This is a genomic window from Variovorax sp. LjRoot84 (assembly GCF_964254305.1).
Taxonomy (GTDB): domain Bacteria; phylum Pseudomonadota; class Gammaproteobacteria; order Burkholderiales; family Burkholderiaceae_C; genus Variovorax.
Genome location: NZ_CAXUTE020000002.1, coordinates 621022 through 637104, shown reverse-complemented (window position 1 = coordinate 637104; position 16083 = coordinate 621022). Strand labels below are relative to the sequence as shown.

Here is a 16083-nt window from a genome sequence, read left to right as displayed (position 1 = left end):
GGTTCGGAATCGCTCATGGCTTTGCCTGCACCTCTACGCCGCTGGACATCTCCGCAAACATGGGCCTGGGCGAATACTTCAGCTCGAGGTCGAGTTCGGTGCGCATGCAAGCGCGGGCCAGCTGCTCGACATCGGCCACGAGCGTCGGTTCCAGGCTCTCACGCTCGGCGGCGAGCCATGCCAGCAGTTCCACGATTGCGCGATTCCCGCCATCGCGGAGAGATGCGAGCTCGGTGGGTGTGATCGGTTGCGGGACTTCGTCGATCGGCAGCGTCGGCGCGGCCGCCGCGCCGCTCTCCTGCAGCAACGCGCCGATCCGGGCAAAGGTGTGGCGCTGCGCGTCGACCTGAGCCCACAGGAAGTTCGTCGACCAGTCCGCGCGAACCTTGAAGGTGTTGAGCAGGTTGATGACGCCGAAGACCTGACCGCGCGCGAACTCATCTTCCAGCCGCGTCAACACTTCGCCGCGCAAGGTCGCGCACATGCCATCGATCAAACGGACGAAGGAGTTGTTCATGAGGCGGCCTCGATCGTTTTTTCCATCTGGCGCAAGCAGGTAGCGATCTGGCTGCCCATCGCCGGCATGCGCATGTCGTTGAAGCGCCCTTCCTCGAAGCAGCGCGCAGCCGCCATGTGCGTGGCGGCGAGCTTGAGCAGCGACAGCGCCTGGTAGTAGCGCACCGACGCCATCGAGACATCGAAGCCGGCCTTCTCGCCGTAGCGCGCATAGAACCAGTCGGGCTCGGCCAGCCGGCTGATCAGCTTGCTGCCGCCCATGTACATCGGCAGGCTGGCCCAGCCCAGGTCTTCATGTGGGTCGCCCAGATGCACGAGTTCCCAGTCGAGGATCGAGGTGATGCGCCCGTTCTTCTCGAGGAAGTTGCCGGTCCGGTAGTCGCCGTGCACGATCGCCACATGCGGCGCCACCGGGCAGTGCGCCTTCAGCCAGCGGATGCCCCAGTCGACCAGCGGATAGGGGCGCATCGCCCACCGTTCGATCTGCTTTTCCCAATACTCGACGTTCACCCGGGCAGCAGTTGCGGGCGTGATGCCCTGCGCCATCGCAGCGATCGGCTTGTCCTGCCACGGCACGCGGTGCAGGGCGGCCAGCACATCGATGAACTGCTCTGCCAATTGCCTGCGGTAACCCTCCTCCAGTCCGGGTTGACCGGCGGAAACCCATGGCACGACGGCCTCACCCTCCACCTTCTCGCAGAACAGGAACGGCGCTCCGAGGATGCTCGGGTCATCGCTGCTCCAGTAGGCGCGCGGCAACGGCACGGCACTGCCCCCCAGCGAGCGCATGGCCTGAACCTGCGGGCCGGCGCTGTAGGGGGCGAAGAGGCCGTAGTCGGGGCCGAGCCGCAGGATCAGCTCTTGCGTGTCTTCATGGTCGGGAAGACCGGTCACGGGAACCGAGAAAGTCAGCCACGAGAAGCCGACCGGAAAGCGCCGGACCGTCCCCACTTGAACGGCAGATCCCACCTGCTGCGCGAGGTAGTGCGCGATCCGCTCTGCGAGCGCGGATTCGTCGCCGATCGTGCTCATGCATCCGTCTCTTTCTGCGCTTGCAGCATCTCCGGCATCCGGGCCCGGTGGAAGCCTTCGAAGGGCTGGCTGTTCTGGTGCGCCTGCAGCTTCCAGGTCCCGCGTGCGTTGGGTGTTCCGCCGTCCACGCGGATGCAGGAGCCTGTGATGTACGCCGCCGCGGGCGACAGCAGAAAAACGATGGCCGCCGACAGCTCGGCTTCGGTGCCGTAGCGCTGCAGCGGCACGGTGGGCGGGTACTCGCGGATCTTCGCCTTGGCTTCGGGCGTGTAGGTGTCGAACCCGCTGGAGGCGATGCCGCCAGGCGCCACGGTGTTCACGCGCACGCCCGACGAGGCCCACTCACAGGCCGCCGTTTCGCTGAGCGTGAGCATGCCGCCGCGCGCCGCGCCCGAGTGCGCGTAGTCGGGCCAACCGTGCCAGATGTCGGCGATGATGTTGACGATCGCGCCACCGTGCGCCTTCATCCAGCGAAGGTAGGTCTCGCGCATCACGATGAAGCCGCCGGTCAGGTTGTTTCGCACCACAGCTTCGAAGCCCTTGGTCGAAAGGCTTTCCATCGGCGCCCGGTACTGCCCGCCCGCGTTGTTCACCAGGCCGTCGATGCGGCCATGCTGCGCCAGCACGGCGTCGATGGAGGCCATGACCTGGGTTTCATCCCGGATGTCGCAGACATGCGTACTGCACCGGCCCCCGTCCGCCTCGATTTCCCCTCGCACGGCCTCGAGCTTCTCCGCCGTGCGGCCCCAGATGGCAACCGTTGCACCCAGCGATGCGAGCTCGTGCGCGGTGCAACGGCCAATACCGCTGCCGCCACCGGTCACGATGACGATCCGGCCGGCAAACAAGCCGTCGCGAAACACGGACTGATAGGGCATGTCGATCCTCCGCTTCAATATTGGACGGCCGCGCGCCCGATGCGCTCGCGGGCAATGATGAGTTTCATGATGCCGGCGGTGCCGTCACCGATCTCCAGGCCCATCACGTCGCGCATGCGCTGCTGATGCGGCAGGTCCTTGCTCCAGCCATAGTGGCCGAAGGTCAGCAGGCACTGGTGGATGACGTCGAAGGCATTGCGCGGCCCCATCCATTTGCACATCGCCGCCTCCGAGGTGTGCGGCTGGCCCGCGTCGCGCAACGCCAGCGCGTGATAGCACAACTGGCGCACGGCGGCGATCTGCGACTCGCCTTCCGCAAGCGGGAAGCTGACCCCCTGGAACTGGCCGATCGGCCGGCCGAAGGCCTCGCGTTCCTTCGCATAGGCCCAAGCCTCGTCGAGCGAGGCTTGCGCGGCGCCGCAGCACTGCAGTCCGATCAGCGCCCGGCTGTAGTCGAAGCCTTGCATCACCTGCGTGAAGCCCTTGCCCTCGTCGCCGAGCCGATGATCTACAGGCACGCGCACGTCGTCGAAGAAGACCGAGCCGCGGCCGATGATGATGCTGCCGACGTCATCGAAGCGGGTGCGCGAGATGCCTTTCGCGCTCGCTGGAATGAAAAAGGCCGTGACCCCCTTGGCGCCCTCTTCCGGCCGCCCGGTGCGCGCGAAGATCAGATAGGCATCGGCGCAGTCGGCAAAGGTGATCGAGGTCTTCTCGCCGTTGAGGACATAGTGGTCGCCATCGCGCCGCGCCTTCAGTTGCAGGTTGCTGGCGTCGGAACCGCCGCGCGGTTCGGTCAGGCAGATCGCCACCACCGCCTCGCCGCGCGTCATGCGCGGCACCCAGTCATGGACGAGCTCGGGCTGCGCATGGCGCATCAGGATCGCAGCGTTGAGCGAAATGCCCACCGGAACGGCGCTGACGTTGAAGTCGCCATATGCAAGTTCTTCGGCGATCAGGCCAGTGGTGACCGCGTCGGCACCGAGCCCGCCGAACTCCTCGGGCAGATCGACGCCGAGGAGGCCCAGGCGGCCCATTTCGGCGATCAGGTCGCGATCGAGCACGCCGATCTTCTCGCGCTTCTGATAATCCGGAAGCAGACGCTGGCGCGCGAAGCGCCGGGCAGTCTCCTGCAAGGCCTTTTGATCGTCGCTCAGGACCATGGGAAGTGTCTCCTAGGGTTCAATGGACCGCCGCAACGCCATCGACGGAAGCCGCCAGCTCGCGCAGCCTGAACTTCTGCACCTTGCCGGTGGCGGTCCTGGGCAACTCGTCGCACAGCACCACCTTCTCCGGCCAGTACTGCTTGGCCGTCTGCGACGACGCCATGTAGCGGGTCAGTTCGTTCATCTCGAAAACCTGACCCGGCTTGGTGACGACGAAAGCGCACGCCCGTTCCCCGAGGCGCTCGTCCGGGTAGCCGACGATGGCTGCACCCGCGACGGCCGGATGGCGAAGCAGGAGGCCTTCTATCTCGACCACGGGGACGTTCTCTCCGCCGCGGATGATGATGTCCTTGCTGCGGCCGTTGATCCGGATGTAGCCCTCGTCGTTCAGCACGTAGGCCAGGTCACCCGTGTCGAACCAGCCTTCGGCGTCGAGCGCGTTCAGATCCGGCCGTTTGAGATAGCCCACGAACAGTGAACTGCCCCGGAAGAGCAGGCGGCCGGTCACGCCAATTGCTGCAGGCGCGCCACTCTCGTCGACCACCTTGGTCTCGTTGCCGCGCACTGCCCGGCCATCGGCCAGCGCCGACAGTTCGCGCGAGCGCTCGACCTCGGTCAAGGTACCGGCCACGACTTCCGTCATGCCCCAGATCGAGCACACCGTCAGGTTCATGGCCTTGGCGGCGCGCTCGATCAGCACCGGCGGCACCGGCGCGCCGGCGCAGCCGAACAGGCGAAAGCTGGGCGCGCCCGGATCGCCACCCTCCACGGCAGCGACGAGATCGTTCAAGAACGGCGTCGCCGCAGAGCTGTAGCTCACCTGCTCGCTGCGCATCAGCGCCAGCGCGGCGAGCGGCTCCCACACATCCATCAGCACGATGGTGGCACCCAACATCAGCGGCATCATCGTGAGGTAGGCATAGCCCATCAGGTGGCCGACCGGCGACGCGGCGAGCACCACGTCGTCCGGCGTCAGATGCAGATCCTCGATGGAAGTCAGCAAGGTGGAAAGCAAGGTGTTGGAGGTGTGCATCACGCCCTTGGGCGCACCCGTGGTCCCCGAACTGAACATGAGCAGCGTCACATCGTCGGGTTGCAAGGGGCTGGCCTCCGGAGCCGGCGTACCGCTGCCTAGCAATACTGTGTCGAACCCATCGGCGCCGCTCTCTCCCACCACCACCAGTCGCTTCAGATGGGAAAGCTGCGGCACAAGGCCGCGTGCCATGGCCGCGTGGTCATGCCCTCGATAGCGTGCCGGCACGATCAGGATCTTGGCTTCGCAGAAGTCGAGCATGTAGCCCAGCTCGCGCTCCCGCAGGATCGGCATCAGGGGGTTCACCACCGCGCCGATGCGCGACGCGGCAAGCGCAACGACCACGAACTCCCAGACATTCGGGAGCTGCATCGAGACGACGTCCCCCGGCCCGATTCCGATCGAACGCAACGAACCCGCCGCCCTCGCTGCGAGATCGTCCAGCTCGCGATAGCTGATGCGCCGCGCAGCGCCGGCGCCCTGAACGTGGGCCACAAGCGCAACCTTGTCCGGAAAAGCCTGGACCGCGTCCCTGAAACAGTCGTTGATGGTCTTGTCCTTCCACCAACCATGCGCTCGCATGGCGGCGGCTCGAGATGGTGTGAGCGTTGTCTCGAATCGCATGATCTAGCCCCCTGGAACTACTCGTACGGTAGCGTACGATCTATATGAGTACCTACTGGGATTACCCTGATTTCGCGCCGCACACAGCTCAGACGGGGTCCCAGGTGAATACATCTCCCGAGCGGTCCAGTGGAAAGAAGCCCGCGCGCAGCATCGGCAATGCCGTTTCGATCACGCTTTCCGGCGTCCAGCCTTCCCCACGATGCGCATTGCGCACCGGCCGCGGCTGGCTGAAGAGATAGATCTCGTTGTTGCGCACGCCGAAGATCTGGCCCGTGACATCGCTGGCCGCGTCGGCACACAGGCCCACCACGAATGGTGCCACGCGCTCGGGGACAAGCTTCTTGAGCGAATCGACGCGCTTCTTCTGCTCGGGCGTCTCGTCAGGAATCGAGTCGATCATGCGTGTCCACGCGAAGGGCGCCACCGCGTTCGAGCGCACGCCGAACTTCTGCATGTCCAGCGCGATCGATTTCGACAGCGCTGCGATGCCCAGCTTGGCGGCGCTGTAGTTGGCCTGACCGAAGTTGCCTATCAGGCCCGAAGTGGAGGTCATGTGCACGAAGCTGCCGCTGCCCTGCGCCTTGAAATGAGTCGCTGCTGCGCGGCTCACGTTGAAGCAGCCCTTCAGGTGCACGGCGATCACGTCGTCGAACTCCTGCTCGCTCATGCGGTGGAAGATCGCGTCGCGCAGGATGCCGGCGTTGTTGATCACGATGTCGATACGGCCGAAGGTATCGACCGCCGCCTTCACCATGTTGTGGGCGGCATTCCACTCGGCGACGGAACCCCCGTCCGCGATGGCCTTCCCGCCCACCGCCTGGATGGCGGAAACAACCTCCAGCGCCGGCTGTTCCGCTTCCGGCTTGCCGTCGAGCCCCGCGCCGAGATCGTTGACTACCACGCTCGCGCCCGCCTCGGCCAATGCCAGCGCAATGCCGCGTCCCACACCACGGCCGCCGCCGGTCACCAATGCCACCTTGCCCTCGAGCAACCTGGTCATTCGCTTGCTCCCCAATTGAATCGCATCATCTGTCTCCTCTTGGAAAACGCCACCTACGCACCCCGGGGAAAACCCGGATCATCAACGCCAGAATTGGCTTGCCCGAATTTCGTGCGCTAGCGTATCATCCATCACATCACGATATCTCGCAAGACCAGCCAGGCAACGTTTTCATGGTCCATCCGACGAACGAATTCGGCGTGCTCGCCACCACCCGCTACCTGCCGCGGCTGCGGCTCGATCGGGCCGAGCTTTTCGCCCAGCACCGCTGGATGGCCGCCGGTCTGAAGGCGCATGCGCGGGGGCATCGCGCCATGGCCTCGTGGGATGAGGACAGCATCACCATGAGCGTCGAAGCGGCGCGGCAGTTGCTGGCCTCGCTGCCTTCGCAACCGCCGTCCCAACTGACGCTGGTCTCCACCACCCTGCCTTTTGCCGACCGCCTGAACGCCGGCGTGGTGGCGGCCGCACTCGGGCTGCCGAGCGACGTGGTCCTGCGCGACCTCGCCTCCAGCCCGCGCGCGGCAACGACCGAACTGGCCTCAGCGTTGGCCGATGGGCTTCCTGCCGCGCGCCTGCTGCTGGCCGCCGAGCGCCGCAGGCCGCGGCCGGCGAGCGCGCAGGAGATGATCTTCGGCGACGGCGCCGCCGGCGTTCTGATCGGCAACGGGCCCGCGATCGCGACCTTCGTCGTCCACCATGGCGTGCATGCCGATCTGGTCGATCACTTCCGGGAAGCCGGCAACGAGCACGACTACGGATGGGAAGAGCGCTGGGTGCGTGACGAAGGCTATATGAAGATCGCCGTCGACGCGATCCGGCAATGCCTGGCGAAGTCCGGCACCACGGCCGCCGAGATCGCACGCTTCGTGCTTCCGGCGCCGTTGCCCCGCATCAACGAAGCCGTGGCCAAGCGCGTCGGCATCCGCCCCGAGGCGCTGGTGACGACGCATGCCGAATCGGCCGGCGACCTCGGCGGCGCGCAGCCGCTCGCGATGCTCGACACCGCGCTGCGCGCGGCCGCGCCAGGCGAGCTGATCCTGGCCGTCGCCTTCGGCAGCGGCTGCGATGCTCTGCTGCTTCGGCGCACGGCCTTGCCCTGCCCCGGCGTCGAGCCCGCCGAGGGCCGGCCCGAGACAAGCTACATAAAGTACCTGTCGTTCACCGGCCAGATCGCGCTTGAATGGGGCATGCGCGCAGAGATGGACAACAAATCAGTCCTGACCGCGGCTTGGCGCGAAGGCGCGCACATCGCCCACTTCGAGGGCGGCAGGTGTTCGGCCTGCGGCACCGTGCAGTTCCCGTTCTCGCGCCTGTGCGTCAACCCGGCCTGCCGCGCGCAGGACACGCAAGAAGCCACGAGCCTGGCCGACACCGGCGCCCGCGTGCTCTCGCACACCAGCGACTGGCTGGCCTACACGCCGGCGCCACCCTTCCAGTTCGGCCACGTCGACTTCGACGGCGGTGGCCGCGTGCTGATGGAGTTCGCGGACACCGACACGGGCGAGTTGAGCGTCGGCCTGCCGTTGCGCATGGTCTTCCGCGTCAAGGACTTCGACACCAGGCGCGGCTTCCGCCGCTACTTCTGGAAAGCGACGCCCGTTCGGAATGCGGCGCAAGGAGCACCCCATGGCTGAAGGCATCCGCGACAAGGTCGCCATCCTGGGGATGGGCTGCTCGCGCTTCGGCGAGCGCTGGGACAGCGGCCCCGAAGACCTGATGCTCGAAGCCTTCAACGAGGCGATGGCCGACGCGGGCATCGAGGTCGCGCAGATCGAAGCAGCGTGGCTCGGCGTCTGCCTCGAGGAGAACAACGTCGGCAAGACCGCCGGCCCGCTGGCTCAGGCGCTGCGCCTGCCGCGCATCGCCGCCACCCGCGTCGAGAACGCCTGCGCCACCGGCACCGAAGCGCTGCGCGGTGCGGCCTATGCCGTGGCCGCCGGCGCCTACGACATCGTGCTTGCGCTCGGCGTCGAGAAACTCAAGGACACGGGCTACGGCGGCCTGCCGGTCCGCACGCGCGGCGTCAGCAACGACCTGTGGCTGCCCAACGCCACCGCGCCGGGCGCATTCGCCCAGCTGGCGGCGGCCTATGCGGCCAAGCACGGCGTCGACAAGCGCGAGCTCAAGCGCGCGATGGCGCACATCTCAGTCAAAAGCCACGCCAACGGCGCGCTCAACCCCAAGGCGCACCTGCGCAACCGCATCACTGAGGACGATGTGCTCAAGGCCCCGATGATCGCCGAGCCGCTCGGTCTCTTCGACTGCTGCGGTGTCAGCGACGGCGCGGCCTGCGCCATCCTCACCACGCCGGCGATCGCACGGCGTCTCAGGCCCGATGCGGAACTCGTGAGCATCAAGGCGGTGGAGATCTCGGTCAGCAACGGCGAGGAGTCGGCGTTCAACAACTGGGACGGCGCCCACATCGCGACCGCACGCACGGCCGGCGAGCGCGCCTACCGCAGCGCCGGCATCACCGCGCCGCGCGAGCAGATCCATCTGGCGGAGGTGCACGACTGCTTCTCCATCACCGAGGCGGTGCTGATGGAAGACCTGGGCTTCAGCGCACCGGGCCGGGTGATCCACGACGTGCTGGACGGCGTGTTCGACCTGAACGGCAAACTGCCGGTGCAGGCCGACGGCGGGCTCAAGTGCTTCGGTCATCCGGTCGGCGCGTCGGGGCTGCGGATGGTCTACGAGATCTACCAGCAGATCCACGGACGGGCGGGCGAGCGCCAGCTGAAACGCGTCGACCTGGGACTCACGCAGAACCTCGGCGGCCATCCCCACCAGAACGTGAGCGCCGTGGCCATCGTCGGACGCCACGGTGCCTGAGGCAGTTCGACTTCACCATCCACATCTCCAGGAGACACAGCGCATGAGAGGACTCAAGGGAAAGACCGCCATCGTGACCGGCGCCGGCAGCGGCATCGGCCGCGCCATCGCACTGCGGCTGGCGGCCGAGGGCGTCACGGTCGGCGTGTTCGACGTCAGCGAGAAGGGTGCGGGCGAAACCGTCGCCGCCATCGAGGCCGCCGGCGGCAAGGCCGTCGTCGCCGTGGCCGACATCACCGACTACACGGCCGTGGTCGCCGCGGTCCAGGCCTTCGAGTCATCGACGGGCGCGGGCACCGACATCCTGGTGAACAACGCCGGCTGGGACACGCCAATGCCCTTCCTCAAGACCGACGAGGCGTTCTGGAAGAAGGTGGTCGCGATCAACTGGTTCGGCCCGCTGCACGTGACGCATGCCGTGGCGCAGGGCATGGCGGCACGCAAGTCCGGACGCATCGTCAACATCGCCTCCGACGCGGGCCGCGTCGGCTCCAGCGGCGAGGTCATCTATTCCGGCTGCAAGGGCGCAACCATTGCCTTCGCCAAGGCGCTGGCGCGCGAGCTGGCCCGCAGCAACGTCACCATCAACAACGTCTGCCCCGGCCCGACCGACACACCGGCGATGGAGGCGTTCGTCGGCACCGGCGAGCAGGGCCAGAAGATCCGCGACGCCATGGTGCGCGGCGTACCGCTGGGCCGCATCGGCGTGCCCGAGGACTACCCCGGCCTCGTCGCCTTCCTCGCGAGCGACGATGCGGCTTTCATGACCGGCCAGACCATCAGCGTCTCGGGCGGTCTCACCATGCACGGCTAAGGAGACAGGCGATGAGCAAGGAATACAAGGACATCCTCTACGAGCTTCGCGACGGCGTGGTGCGCATCACCATCAACCGGCCCGAGGTCTACAACGCCTTCCGGCTGCAGACGCTGGAGGAGCTGATCGACGCCTTCCAGCGCGGCGGCGAGGAGAAGTCAGCCAACGTGATCGTCTTCGCCGGCGCCGGCGACAAGGCCTTCTGCACCGGCGGCGACCAGAAGGTTCACCTGAGCGAAGACGGCCTCTACGGGCCACGCGGCACCGTGGGCATGCCGATCGAGGAATTCCAGACCGCGCTGCGCGACGTGCGCAAGGTCACGATCGCCAAGGTGCAGGGCTTCGCCATCGGCGGCGGCAACGTCTTCGCCACCCTGTGCGATCTGACCATCGCTTCCGAGAAGGCCACCTTTGGCCAGGTCGGCCCCAAGGTCGGTTCGGTCGATCCGGGCTGGGGCACCGCTTACCTCTCGCGCATCGTCGGAGAGAAGAAGGCGCGCGAGATCTGGTTCCTGTGCCGCCGCTACACGGCGCAGGAGGCCTGCGACATGGGCCTGGTCAACAAGGTCGTGCCGCATGACCAGCTCGACGCCGAGGTCGACCAGTGGTGCAGGGAGATCAACGAGATGAGCCCGACGGCGCTGACCATCGCCAAGCGCTCCTTCAACGCCGACAGCGAGAACATCCGCGGCATCGGCTTCCTCGGCATCCAGGCCGTCAAGCACTACTATCAGAGCGAGGAATCCAGGGAGGGCGTGCGCGCATTCAATGAGAAGCGCAAGCCCGACTTCAAGAAATACGCCGGCTGACCGGCCGCGGAGGTTGCCGATGCTGATTCGCAGCGAGCTGGGCGTCGATGGGGTTCTGCTGGCCACGATCGACATGCCCGAGCGAACGATGAACGTGTTCTCGTTCGCATTGATGGATGCGCTCGAGGCGCTCATCGACGACGTGAACACGACTCCCGATGTGCAGAGCGTCGTGATCACCTCGGGCAAGTCGTCCTTTCTGGCCGGGGCCGACCTCGTGATGGTGCGCGGCTTCACCGAGCCCGGGCCGGGCGACACGCCGGAAGCGATGTTCGAGCGCTGCGGCCGGCTCGGGCGCCTGTTCCTTCGGGTCGAGGCGTCGGCCAAGCCGTGGGTGGCGGCCGTCAACGGCACGGCGCTCGGCGGCGGCCTCGAACTGGCCATGGCCTGCCGCGCTCGGCTCGTGGCCGACGACCCGCGCACCCTCATCGGCCTGCCCGAGGTGCGATGGGGCCTGCTGCCTGGCGCGGGCGGGACGCAACGGCTGCCGCGCTTCGTCGGCTTCGAGGAAGGCATGTCGATGCTGCTGACCGGCCGCGCCATCTCGCCGAAGCGTGCCGCCGAACTGAAGATCTTCGACCGCGCCGTGGCCCCGCCGGAACTGCTGGCCGAGGCACGCCTGCTTGCGCGCAGCCTGCAGGGCCAGGCGCCGGACAAGACATCCAAGTTCGCTCATGGCGCCCAAAGCGAAGTGCCTGTGCATTCGCAGGAAGAGGCACGCCGCGTCGCCCGCGCGCACGGTGTGCCCGATGCCGATTTCGACCGCTATCCGGCCTACGGCGCGATCATCGACAGCGTCCTGCTCGGCGCGCGCAAGCCGCTGGCCGAGGCCACCGATATCGAGATGCGACAGTTCCTGCGGCTGATGTTCGATCCGGTCGCCGGCAACATGGTGCGCACGCTGTTCCTGAACCGGCAGCGGGCCGACCGCGAGCTGGCCGCGCCGCGCGAGCTTCGCATCGAGCGGATCGTCCTCGGGCCGCTGTCCGCCACACGCCGGGCCTGGCAAGAGGCGGTCGCAACGTCGAAGCTTGTGCATGCGAACGACCCCGCGCTGCCCGCCGATACCGCGTCGATCACCGACACCCAAGGTCGCACCCACCGCGTCGCCTTGCGCACGCTCGACGCCGCAGAGGCCGCGCAGTCTTTCGACGAAGCCGCCGCGGTGCTCTCGCCAGCCGGCCCTTACGGCCGTGTGCTGGAGATCGTGGCGGCAGGCGACGAGACGGCGCAGGCGCTCGCCGCCGTCGCCGCGCGCCTGGGCGCCCTTCCCTGTCGCAGTCGTGGCAACAGAAGCACCCTGCTTCATCTCGTCGCGGCGGGCGATGCACGCAACGGCGGCCCTGCGCTGGATGCACAGTCGCTGGCTGCGATGCAACTCTTCGCCGAAGGCGATGCGACAGATCCCGAGCTCTTGGATGTTGCGGCCTGCACCGCCGGCATCGCACCCGCGTTCAGCGGCGGCCCGTTCACGCACCTGTGGCAGCAGCGCGGCCGACTGGCGGCGCGCCTGAGCGGCCCGGCTGCCGATGCGTGGCCCGCCGCGGAACAGAAGCTCGCAAGGGCCTATCCGTGATAGATCGCACACACATCGGCTTCAGCACGCCGCCGAGCTCGGTCACGATCGATGCCTGGCGCGTCAAGCTCTTCTGCCAGGCCACCGGCGAATGCGACGCCGTGTACTGGGATGCGGAAGTCGCGGCCAAGGCCGGATACAAGGCCTGCCCGGTGCCGCCCACCTTTCTCAAGGCGATGGAGACCGAGCACTTCAACAGCGCCTTGCTGATGGAGCGGCTCGGCGTGCCGCTGCGCACCGTGCTGCATGCGGCGCAAAGCTTCGACTGCCTCGCGCCGCTGCATGTGGGCGACCGGATCGAGATCAGCCGTCGGATCCGCGACACGTACGACAAGCGCGACGGCGCGCTGAGCTTCATCGTGATCGACACGCAGTACCGGCGCGACGGCGTCGCGGTCGGCAGCAGTTGCCAGACCATCGTGACGCGCAACGAGCTCGCGCCGACGGAGCAGGCCGCGTGAACGCTTCTGCGACCCAGCCACTCGAACAGATCCGCCTCGAATGCGGGCCGATCACCGCGGTGGACCTGACGCTCTATGCCGCGGCATCGTCAGACCACAACCCGCTGCACCTGGACGAAGACACGGCACGCGCTGCGGGCTTCGATCGCCCTGTGGTTCACGGCATGCTGACCATGGCGATGGCCGCCCGCCTGATGACGAGCCATTTCGGGCCGCACGCGCTTCGTTCGCTCGAAAGCCGCTTCGTCAATGTCGCGTTGCGCGGCCAGCGCATCGTGCTGACCGGCACGCTCCAGGGCACGAAAGACGGCATCGCCAGCTATGCGCTCGATGCGCGCAACGACGAGGGCCGACCGTTGATCACGGGAAGCGCATCGGTGCGCGTCGCCCCATGAAACGCCTTGCCGACCATCTGCAGCCCGGTGCACGGGTCTTCGTCCCGGGGCTGTGCGGCGAGCCCACCTTGCTGTTGCGCGAGTTGGCACAAGACCCCGAACGTGCGCGTGGCGCCCGGTTCGTCGGCGTGCAGTTTCCAGGCATCGGCAACGCCGACTACCTGGCCATCCACCCCGAGGCGCAGCAGACGGCCTTTTTCATGTCGCCTTCCATTCGGCAAGGGCTGCGTGAACGCCGCGCAGAGCTGCTGAGCCTGGACTACCCCGGCATCGCACGGCATCTGCAGCAGTGCCCGCCCTTCGATCTCGCCATCGGCCACTTCAGCTCGCCCGATGCGGACGGCTGGTGCAGCGCTGGTGTGTGCAGCGATTTCCTGCCCATCGCCTGGGCGCGCGCGAAGCGGCGCGTGGCTCAGCTCAATCCCTCGATGCCTCGCACCGTCAGCGCATTCCGAGTTCATCTGTCGGAACTCGATGCAGCGATCGAGGCCGACATCCCGTTGACCTCGTTCTCGGAAGCCGGCAGCGGCAGCGAGACGGAGCTGCGGATCGGCCGCCTCGCAGCGGAGCTGGTGCGCGACGGCGACACGCTGCAATTCGGCATCGGCTCCGTCCCCCTGGCGCTGGCCGGCTCGCTCACCTCGCATCGCGGGCTCCGGCTGCACACGGGCATGGTGTCGCAGGCGGCGCGCGCACTCGACGAAGCCGGGGCGCTCGACCCCGATGCGCCGATCACGACCGGCGTTGCGCTCGGCGACGCCTCTCTCTACGAATGGGCCGGCCGCCATCCGAACATCCGCTTCGCCGACGTGCGAAGCACGCACGATCCGACAGGCCTCGCGGCGCTTCCGCGCTTCGTCGCCATCAACTCGGCGATGGAGGTCGACCTGTTCGGCCAGGTCAACGCCGAGCGCAGCGACGGCGTGCTCCAGGCCGGATCCGGCGGCCTTCCCGTGTTCGCCCAGGGCGCGTTGCGCTCGCCCGGCGGCCGCCTTCTGATCTGCATGGCAGCCACTGCCAAACGTGGCACGCTGTCGCGCATCGTGCCCTCGCTCGACGCGCAGGGCCTGTGTACCCTGCCGCGCCACATGGCCGATGTGTTCATCACCGAGCATGGCGTGGCGCAGGTGCGCGAGCTCGGGCTCGATGCGCGCGCCGAAGCCTTGATCGCCATCGCGGCACCGGAACATCGTGCCGGGCTGGAAGAAGCCTGGCGCGCGATCCGCAACCGACTTTGAGGAAGAACATGGACGATGTTCCCGAAGGCTTCGAACCGGCGAGCATCGGTGGCCACTTCGCCAGCCGAAACGGCCCCCTGCACGCGCGCTGGCACGGCGGCCATCTGCTCGTCGGCTTTCGCGTCGGCCCACCCCACGTGAATCCGATGAATGCCTGTCACGGCGGCATGCTGGCGACAGTGGCCGACATCCTGCTGTCGACCGCCGCACAGTACCAGACCCCGCTCGGGCGGCGCTTCCTGCCGACCATCAGCCTGCAGATCGACTATCTCGCGGGCGCGAAGCTCGGCGACTGGGTCGAGGGACGCGCCGACATCCTGCGCACCACGCGCAACCTGCTGTTCTCCCAAGGCCTGCTCACGGTCGATGGCGCGCCGATCTTGCGCGCCAGCGGCGTGTTCAAGATCGGGCCACCCACGCCGTTCGATAAGGACGATGCCGGATTGCAGCTGCCCGGCATGCCGATCACTGTGCAGGCAGCGCAATGACGCCGGCGGCGCGCATCTCGTCGATCTGCGCGTCGTCATAGCCCACTTCGCGCAGCACCGCGCGGCCATGTTCGCCGAGCGCGGGTGGCGGCCGCCGCAGCGCGGTGCGCTCGCCGCCGAAACGCAGCGGCTGCGCGACGGTGCGCAGGCGACCCAAGCGCGCGTCCGCATACTCGTAGACCATGCCGCTCGCGGCGGTGTGGGGATGCGCCGACAACTCGCCCAGCGTGTGCAGCGGCGAACAGGGAATGCCGACGGCACCGAGCGCCTCGATCCATTCGTCGCGATCGCGCGTGGCGAGCACGCGCCGCACCAGCGCCACCGTTTCGTCGCGATGCGCCACGCGCGCCGCATTGGTGGCGAAGTGAGGATCGTCCACGATGTCCTGCAGGCCGGCGACCGCGCAGAAGGAACGCCACAGGCCATCGTTTGCCACGCCCAGGATCAGCGGCTTGTCGCGCGCCTCGAAGACTTCGTAGGGGCACAGCGATTCATGTCCCGAGCCGGGCCGCTCCGGCTCCGTGCCGCGCTCCCAGTAGCCCTGCAAAAAGTAGCCGAGGAAGCCGGTTGCCGTGTCGAACAGCGAGGCCTCGACCGTGCCGCCGACGCCAGTGCGCGAACGCTCGAGGAGCGCCGCGAGGATGCCGATCAACGCATGCAAGCCGGTCGCCTGGTCGACCGGCGAGAAGGGGCTGCGCACGGGGGGACCGTCGCGCTCGCCGGTGATCGCTAGCATGCCGCAGAAGGCCTGCAGGATCACGTCGTAGCCCTTGCCCTCGCACATCGGCCCGACGCTGCCGAAGCCCGAGATGCTGCAGCACACGAGCCGCGGATTGCGCGCGCGCAACGCGGCCGCGTCGACACCCAGCCGCTTCGCCACGCCCGGGCCGAAGCTCTCGATCACCACGTCCGACTGGTCCACCAGGCGAAGCACCGCCGCCAGTCCCGTCTCGCTGCGCAGGTCGATGGCCAGGCTGCGCTTGTTGCGGTTGGCGCTCAGGAATACGGTGCCGGTCTGCTGGCCCGTCGCGCTGCTGCGAAACGGCGGCCAGCCCCGCGTCTCGTCACCCGCGCCGGTGGTCTCGACCTTGATCACGTCGGCGCCCATGTCGCCCAGGTACTGCGCGCACAAGGGCCCGGCCAGCACCTTCGACAAGTCCAGTACCTTCAAGCCTGCGACAGGTGCCGGATTCATGTACGTCTCCTTCGAAGTAT

At 67.6% G+C, this 16083-nt stretch carries 16 protein-coding genes; 9 read left to right on the top strand and 7 right to left on the bottom strand.

Annotated elements, in window-relative coordinates:
• Positions 1–13: 13 nt before the first annotated feature.
• The 6 genes from ACSQ9I_RS33820 to ACSQ9I_RS33795 all read right to left on the bottom strand — a co-directional run bounded on the left by ACSQ9I_RS33820 (position 14) and on the right by ACSQ9I_RS33795 (position 6243).
• Positions 14–517: a hypothetical protein gene (locus ACSQ9I_RS33820; protein ID WP_436316367.1), complete on the bottom strand. Its 504-nt coding sequence runs from the start codon at positions 515–517 to the stop codon at positions 14–16.
• On the bottom strand, positions 514–1548 hold the full coding sequence (locus tag ACSQ9I_RS33815) for a phosphotransferase family protein (RefSeq protein WP_436316366.1): 1035 nt from the start codon (positions 1546–1548) through the stop codon (positions 514–516). The genes ACSQ9I_RS33820 and ACSQ9I_RS33815 overlap by 4 nt, the downstream gene beginning before the upstream one ends.
• Positions 1545–2426 carry an SDR family oxidoreductase gene (locus ACSQ9I_RS33810; protein WP_436316365.1) on the bottom strand — a complete coding sequence of 294 codons (882 nt, stop codon included), beginning with the start codon at positions 2424–2426 and terminating at the stop codon, positions 1545–1547. The genes ACSQ9I_RS33815 and ACSQ9I_RS33810 overlap by 4 nt, the downstream gene beginning before the upstream one ends.
• A 14-nt stretch (positions 2427–2440) precedes the next feature.
• On the bottom strand, positions 2441–3589 hold the full coding sequence (locus ACSQ9I_RS33805; RefSeq protein WP_436316364.1) for an acyl-CoA dehydrogenase family protein: 1149 nt from the start codon (positions 3587–3589) through the stop codon (positions 2441–2443).
• Between the two features lie 19 nt (positions 3590–3608).
• Positions 3609–5207, bottom strand: coding sequence for an AMP-binding protein (locus ACSQ9I_RS33800; RefSeq protein WP_436316363.1), 1599 nt, complete (start codon positions 5205–5207; stop codon positions 3609–3611).
• Between the two features lie 130 nt (positions 5208–5337).
• Positions 5338–6243, bottom strand: coding sequence for an SDR family NAD(P)-dependent oxidoreductase (locus ACSQ9I_RS33795; RefSeq protein ID WP_436317104.1), 906 nt, complete (start codon positions 6241–6243; stop codon positions 5338–5340).
• Positions 6244–6425: 182 nt separating this feature from the next.
• Between ACSQ9I_RS33795 and ACSQ9I_RS33790 the strand changes: the two genes are divergently transcribed.
• Genes ACSQ9I_RS33790 through ACSQ9I_RS33750 form a run of 9 tightly spaced genes read left to right on the top strand, consistent with a single transcriptional unit; the run spans position 6426 to position 14868 of the window.
• Entirely contained in the window at positions 6426–7889 is a 1464-nt protein-coding gene (locus ACSQ9I_RS33790; protein WP_436316362.1) for a 3-oxoacyl-[acyl-carrier-protein] synthase III C-terminal domain-containing protein, read from the top strand.
• Positions 7882–9087 (top strand): acetyl-CoA acetyltransferase, encoded by a 1206-nt coding sequence (locus ACSQ9I_RS33785; protein ID WP_436316361.1) that lies wholly within the window; start codon positions 7882–7884, stop codon positions 9085–9087. The genes ACSQ9I_RS33790 and ACSQ9I_RS33785 overlap by 8 nt, the downstream gene beginning before the upstream one ends.
• A 43-nt stretch (positions 9088–9130) precedes the next feature.
• Positions 9131–9901, top strand: a complete 771-nt coding sequence (locus ACSQ9I_RS33780; protein ID WP_436316360.1) for an SDR family oxidoreductase — start codon at positions 9131–9133, stop codon at positions 9899–9901.
• An 11-nt stretch (positions 9902–9912) separates the two neighbouring features.
• Positions 9913–10710 carry an enoyl-CoA hydratase-related protein gene (locus ACSQ9I_RS33775; RefSeq protein ID WP_436316359.1) on the top strand — a complete coding sequence of 266 codons (798 nt, stop codon included), beginning with the start codon at positions 9913–9915 and terminating at the stop codon, positions 10708–10710.
• A 19-nt stretch (positions 10711–10729) separates the two neighbouring features.
• Positions 10730–12286 carry an enoyl-CoA hydratase-related protein gene (locus ACSQ9I_RS33770; RefSeq protein ID WP_436316358.1) on the top strand — a complete coding sequence of 519 codons (1557 nt, stop codon included), beginning with the start codon at positions 10730–10732 and terminating at the stop codon, positions 12284–12286.
• Entirely contained in the window at positions 12283–12747 is a 465-nt protein-coding gene (locus ACSQ9I_RS33765) for an FAS1-like dehydratase domain-containing protein (protein WP_436316357.1), read from the top strand. The genes ACSQ9I_RS33770 and ACSQ9I_RS33765 overlap by 4 nt, the downstream gene beginning before the upstream one ends.
• Positions 12744–13142 (top strand): MaoC family dehydratase, encoded by a 399-nt coding sequence (locus ACSQ9I_RS33760; protein WP_436316356.1) that lies wholly within the window; start codon positions 12744–12746, stop codon positions 13140–13142. The genes ACSQ9I_RS33765 and ACSQ9I_RS33760 overlap by 4 nt, the downstream gene beginning before the upstream one ends.
• Positions 13139–14380 (top strand): acetyl-CoA hydrolase/transferase family protein, encoded by a 1242-nt coding sequence (locus tag ACSQ9I_RS33755; protein WP_436316355.1) that lies wholly within the window; start codon positions 13139–13141, stop codon positions 14378–14380. The genes ACSQ9I_RS33760 and ACSQ9I_RS33755 overlap by 4 nt, the downstream gene beginning before the upstream one ends.
• 8 nt (positions 14381–14388) lie before the next feature.
• Complete coding sequence (locus ACSQ9I_RS33750; protein ID WP_436316354.1) at positions 14389–14868, top strand: PaaI family thioesterase; 480 nt, start codon at positions 14389–14391, stop codon at positions 14866–14868.
• Here the strand turns inward: ACSQ9I_RS33750 and ACSQ9I_RS33745 are convergent.
• Positions 14846–16063, bottom strand: a complete 1218-nt coding sequence (locus ACSQ9I_RS33745; protein WP_436316353.1) for a CaiB/BaiF CoA transferase family protein — start codon at positions 16061–16063, stop codon at positions 14846–14848. The genes ACSQ9I_RS33750 and ACSQ9I_RS33745 overlap by 23 nt on opposite strands.
• Positions 16064–16083: the final 20 nt, after the last annotated feature.

Coding starts and splice junctions, on each gene's coding strand:
- ACSQ9I_RS33820 (WP_436316367.1), bottom strand. CDS start 517: ATGAACAACTCCTTCGTCCGTTTGATCGATGGCATGTGCGCGACCTTG.
- ACSQ9I_RS33815 (WP_436316366.1), bottom strand. CDS start 1,548: ATGAGCACGATCGGCGACGAATCCGCGCTCGCAGAGCGGATCGCGCAC.
- ACSQ9I_RS33810 (WP_436316365.1), bottom strand. CDS start 2,426: ATGCCCTATCAGTCCGTGTTTCGCGACGGCTTGTTTGCCGGCCGGATC.
- ACSQ9I_RS33805 (WP_436316364.1), bottom strand. CDS start 3,589: ATGGTCCTGAGCGACGATCAAAAGGCCTTGCAGGAGACTGCCCGGCGC.
- ACSQ9I_RS33800 (WP_436316363.1), bottom strand. CDS start 5,207: ATGCGAGCGCATGGTTGGTGGAAGGACAAGACCATCAACGACTGTTTC.
- ACSQ9I_RS33790 (WP_436316362.1), top strand. CDS start 6,426: ATGGTCCATCCGACGAACGAATTCGGCGTGCTCGCCACCACCCGCTAC.
- ACSQ9I_RS33785 (WP_436316361.1), top strand. CDS start 7,882: ATGGCTGAAGGCATCCGCGACAAGGTCGCCATCCTGGGGATGGGCTGC.
- ACSQ9I_RS33780 (WP_436316360.1), top strand. CDS start 9,131: ATGAGAGGACTCAAGGGAAAGACCGCCATCGTGACCGGCGCCGGCAGC.
- ACSQ9I_RS33775 (WP_436316359.1), top strand. CDS start 9,913: ATGAGCAAGGAATACAAGGACATCCTCTACGAGCTTCGCGACGGCGTG.
- ACSQ9I_RS33770 (WP_436316358.1), top strand. CDS start 10,730: ATGCTGATTCGCAGCGAGCTGGGCGTCGATGGGGTTCTGCTGGCCACG.
- ACSQ9I_RS33755 (WP_436316355.1), top strand. CDS start 13,139: ATGAAACGCCTTGCCGACCATCTGCAGCCCGGTGCACGGGTCTTCGTC.
- ACSQ9I_RS33750 (WP_436316354.1), top strand. CDS start 14,389: ATGGACGATGTTCCCGAAGGCTTCGAACCGGCGAGCATCGGTGGCCAC.
- ACSQ9I_RS33745 (WP_436316353.1), bottom strand. CDS start 16,063: ATGAATCCGGCACCTGTCGCAGGCTTGAAGGTACTGGACTTGTCGAAG.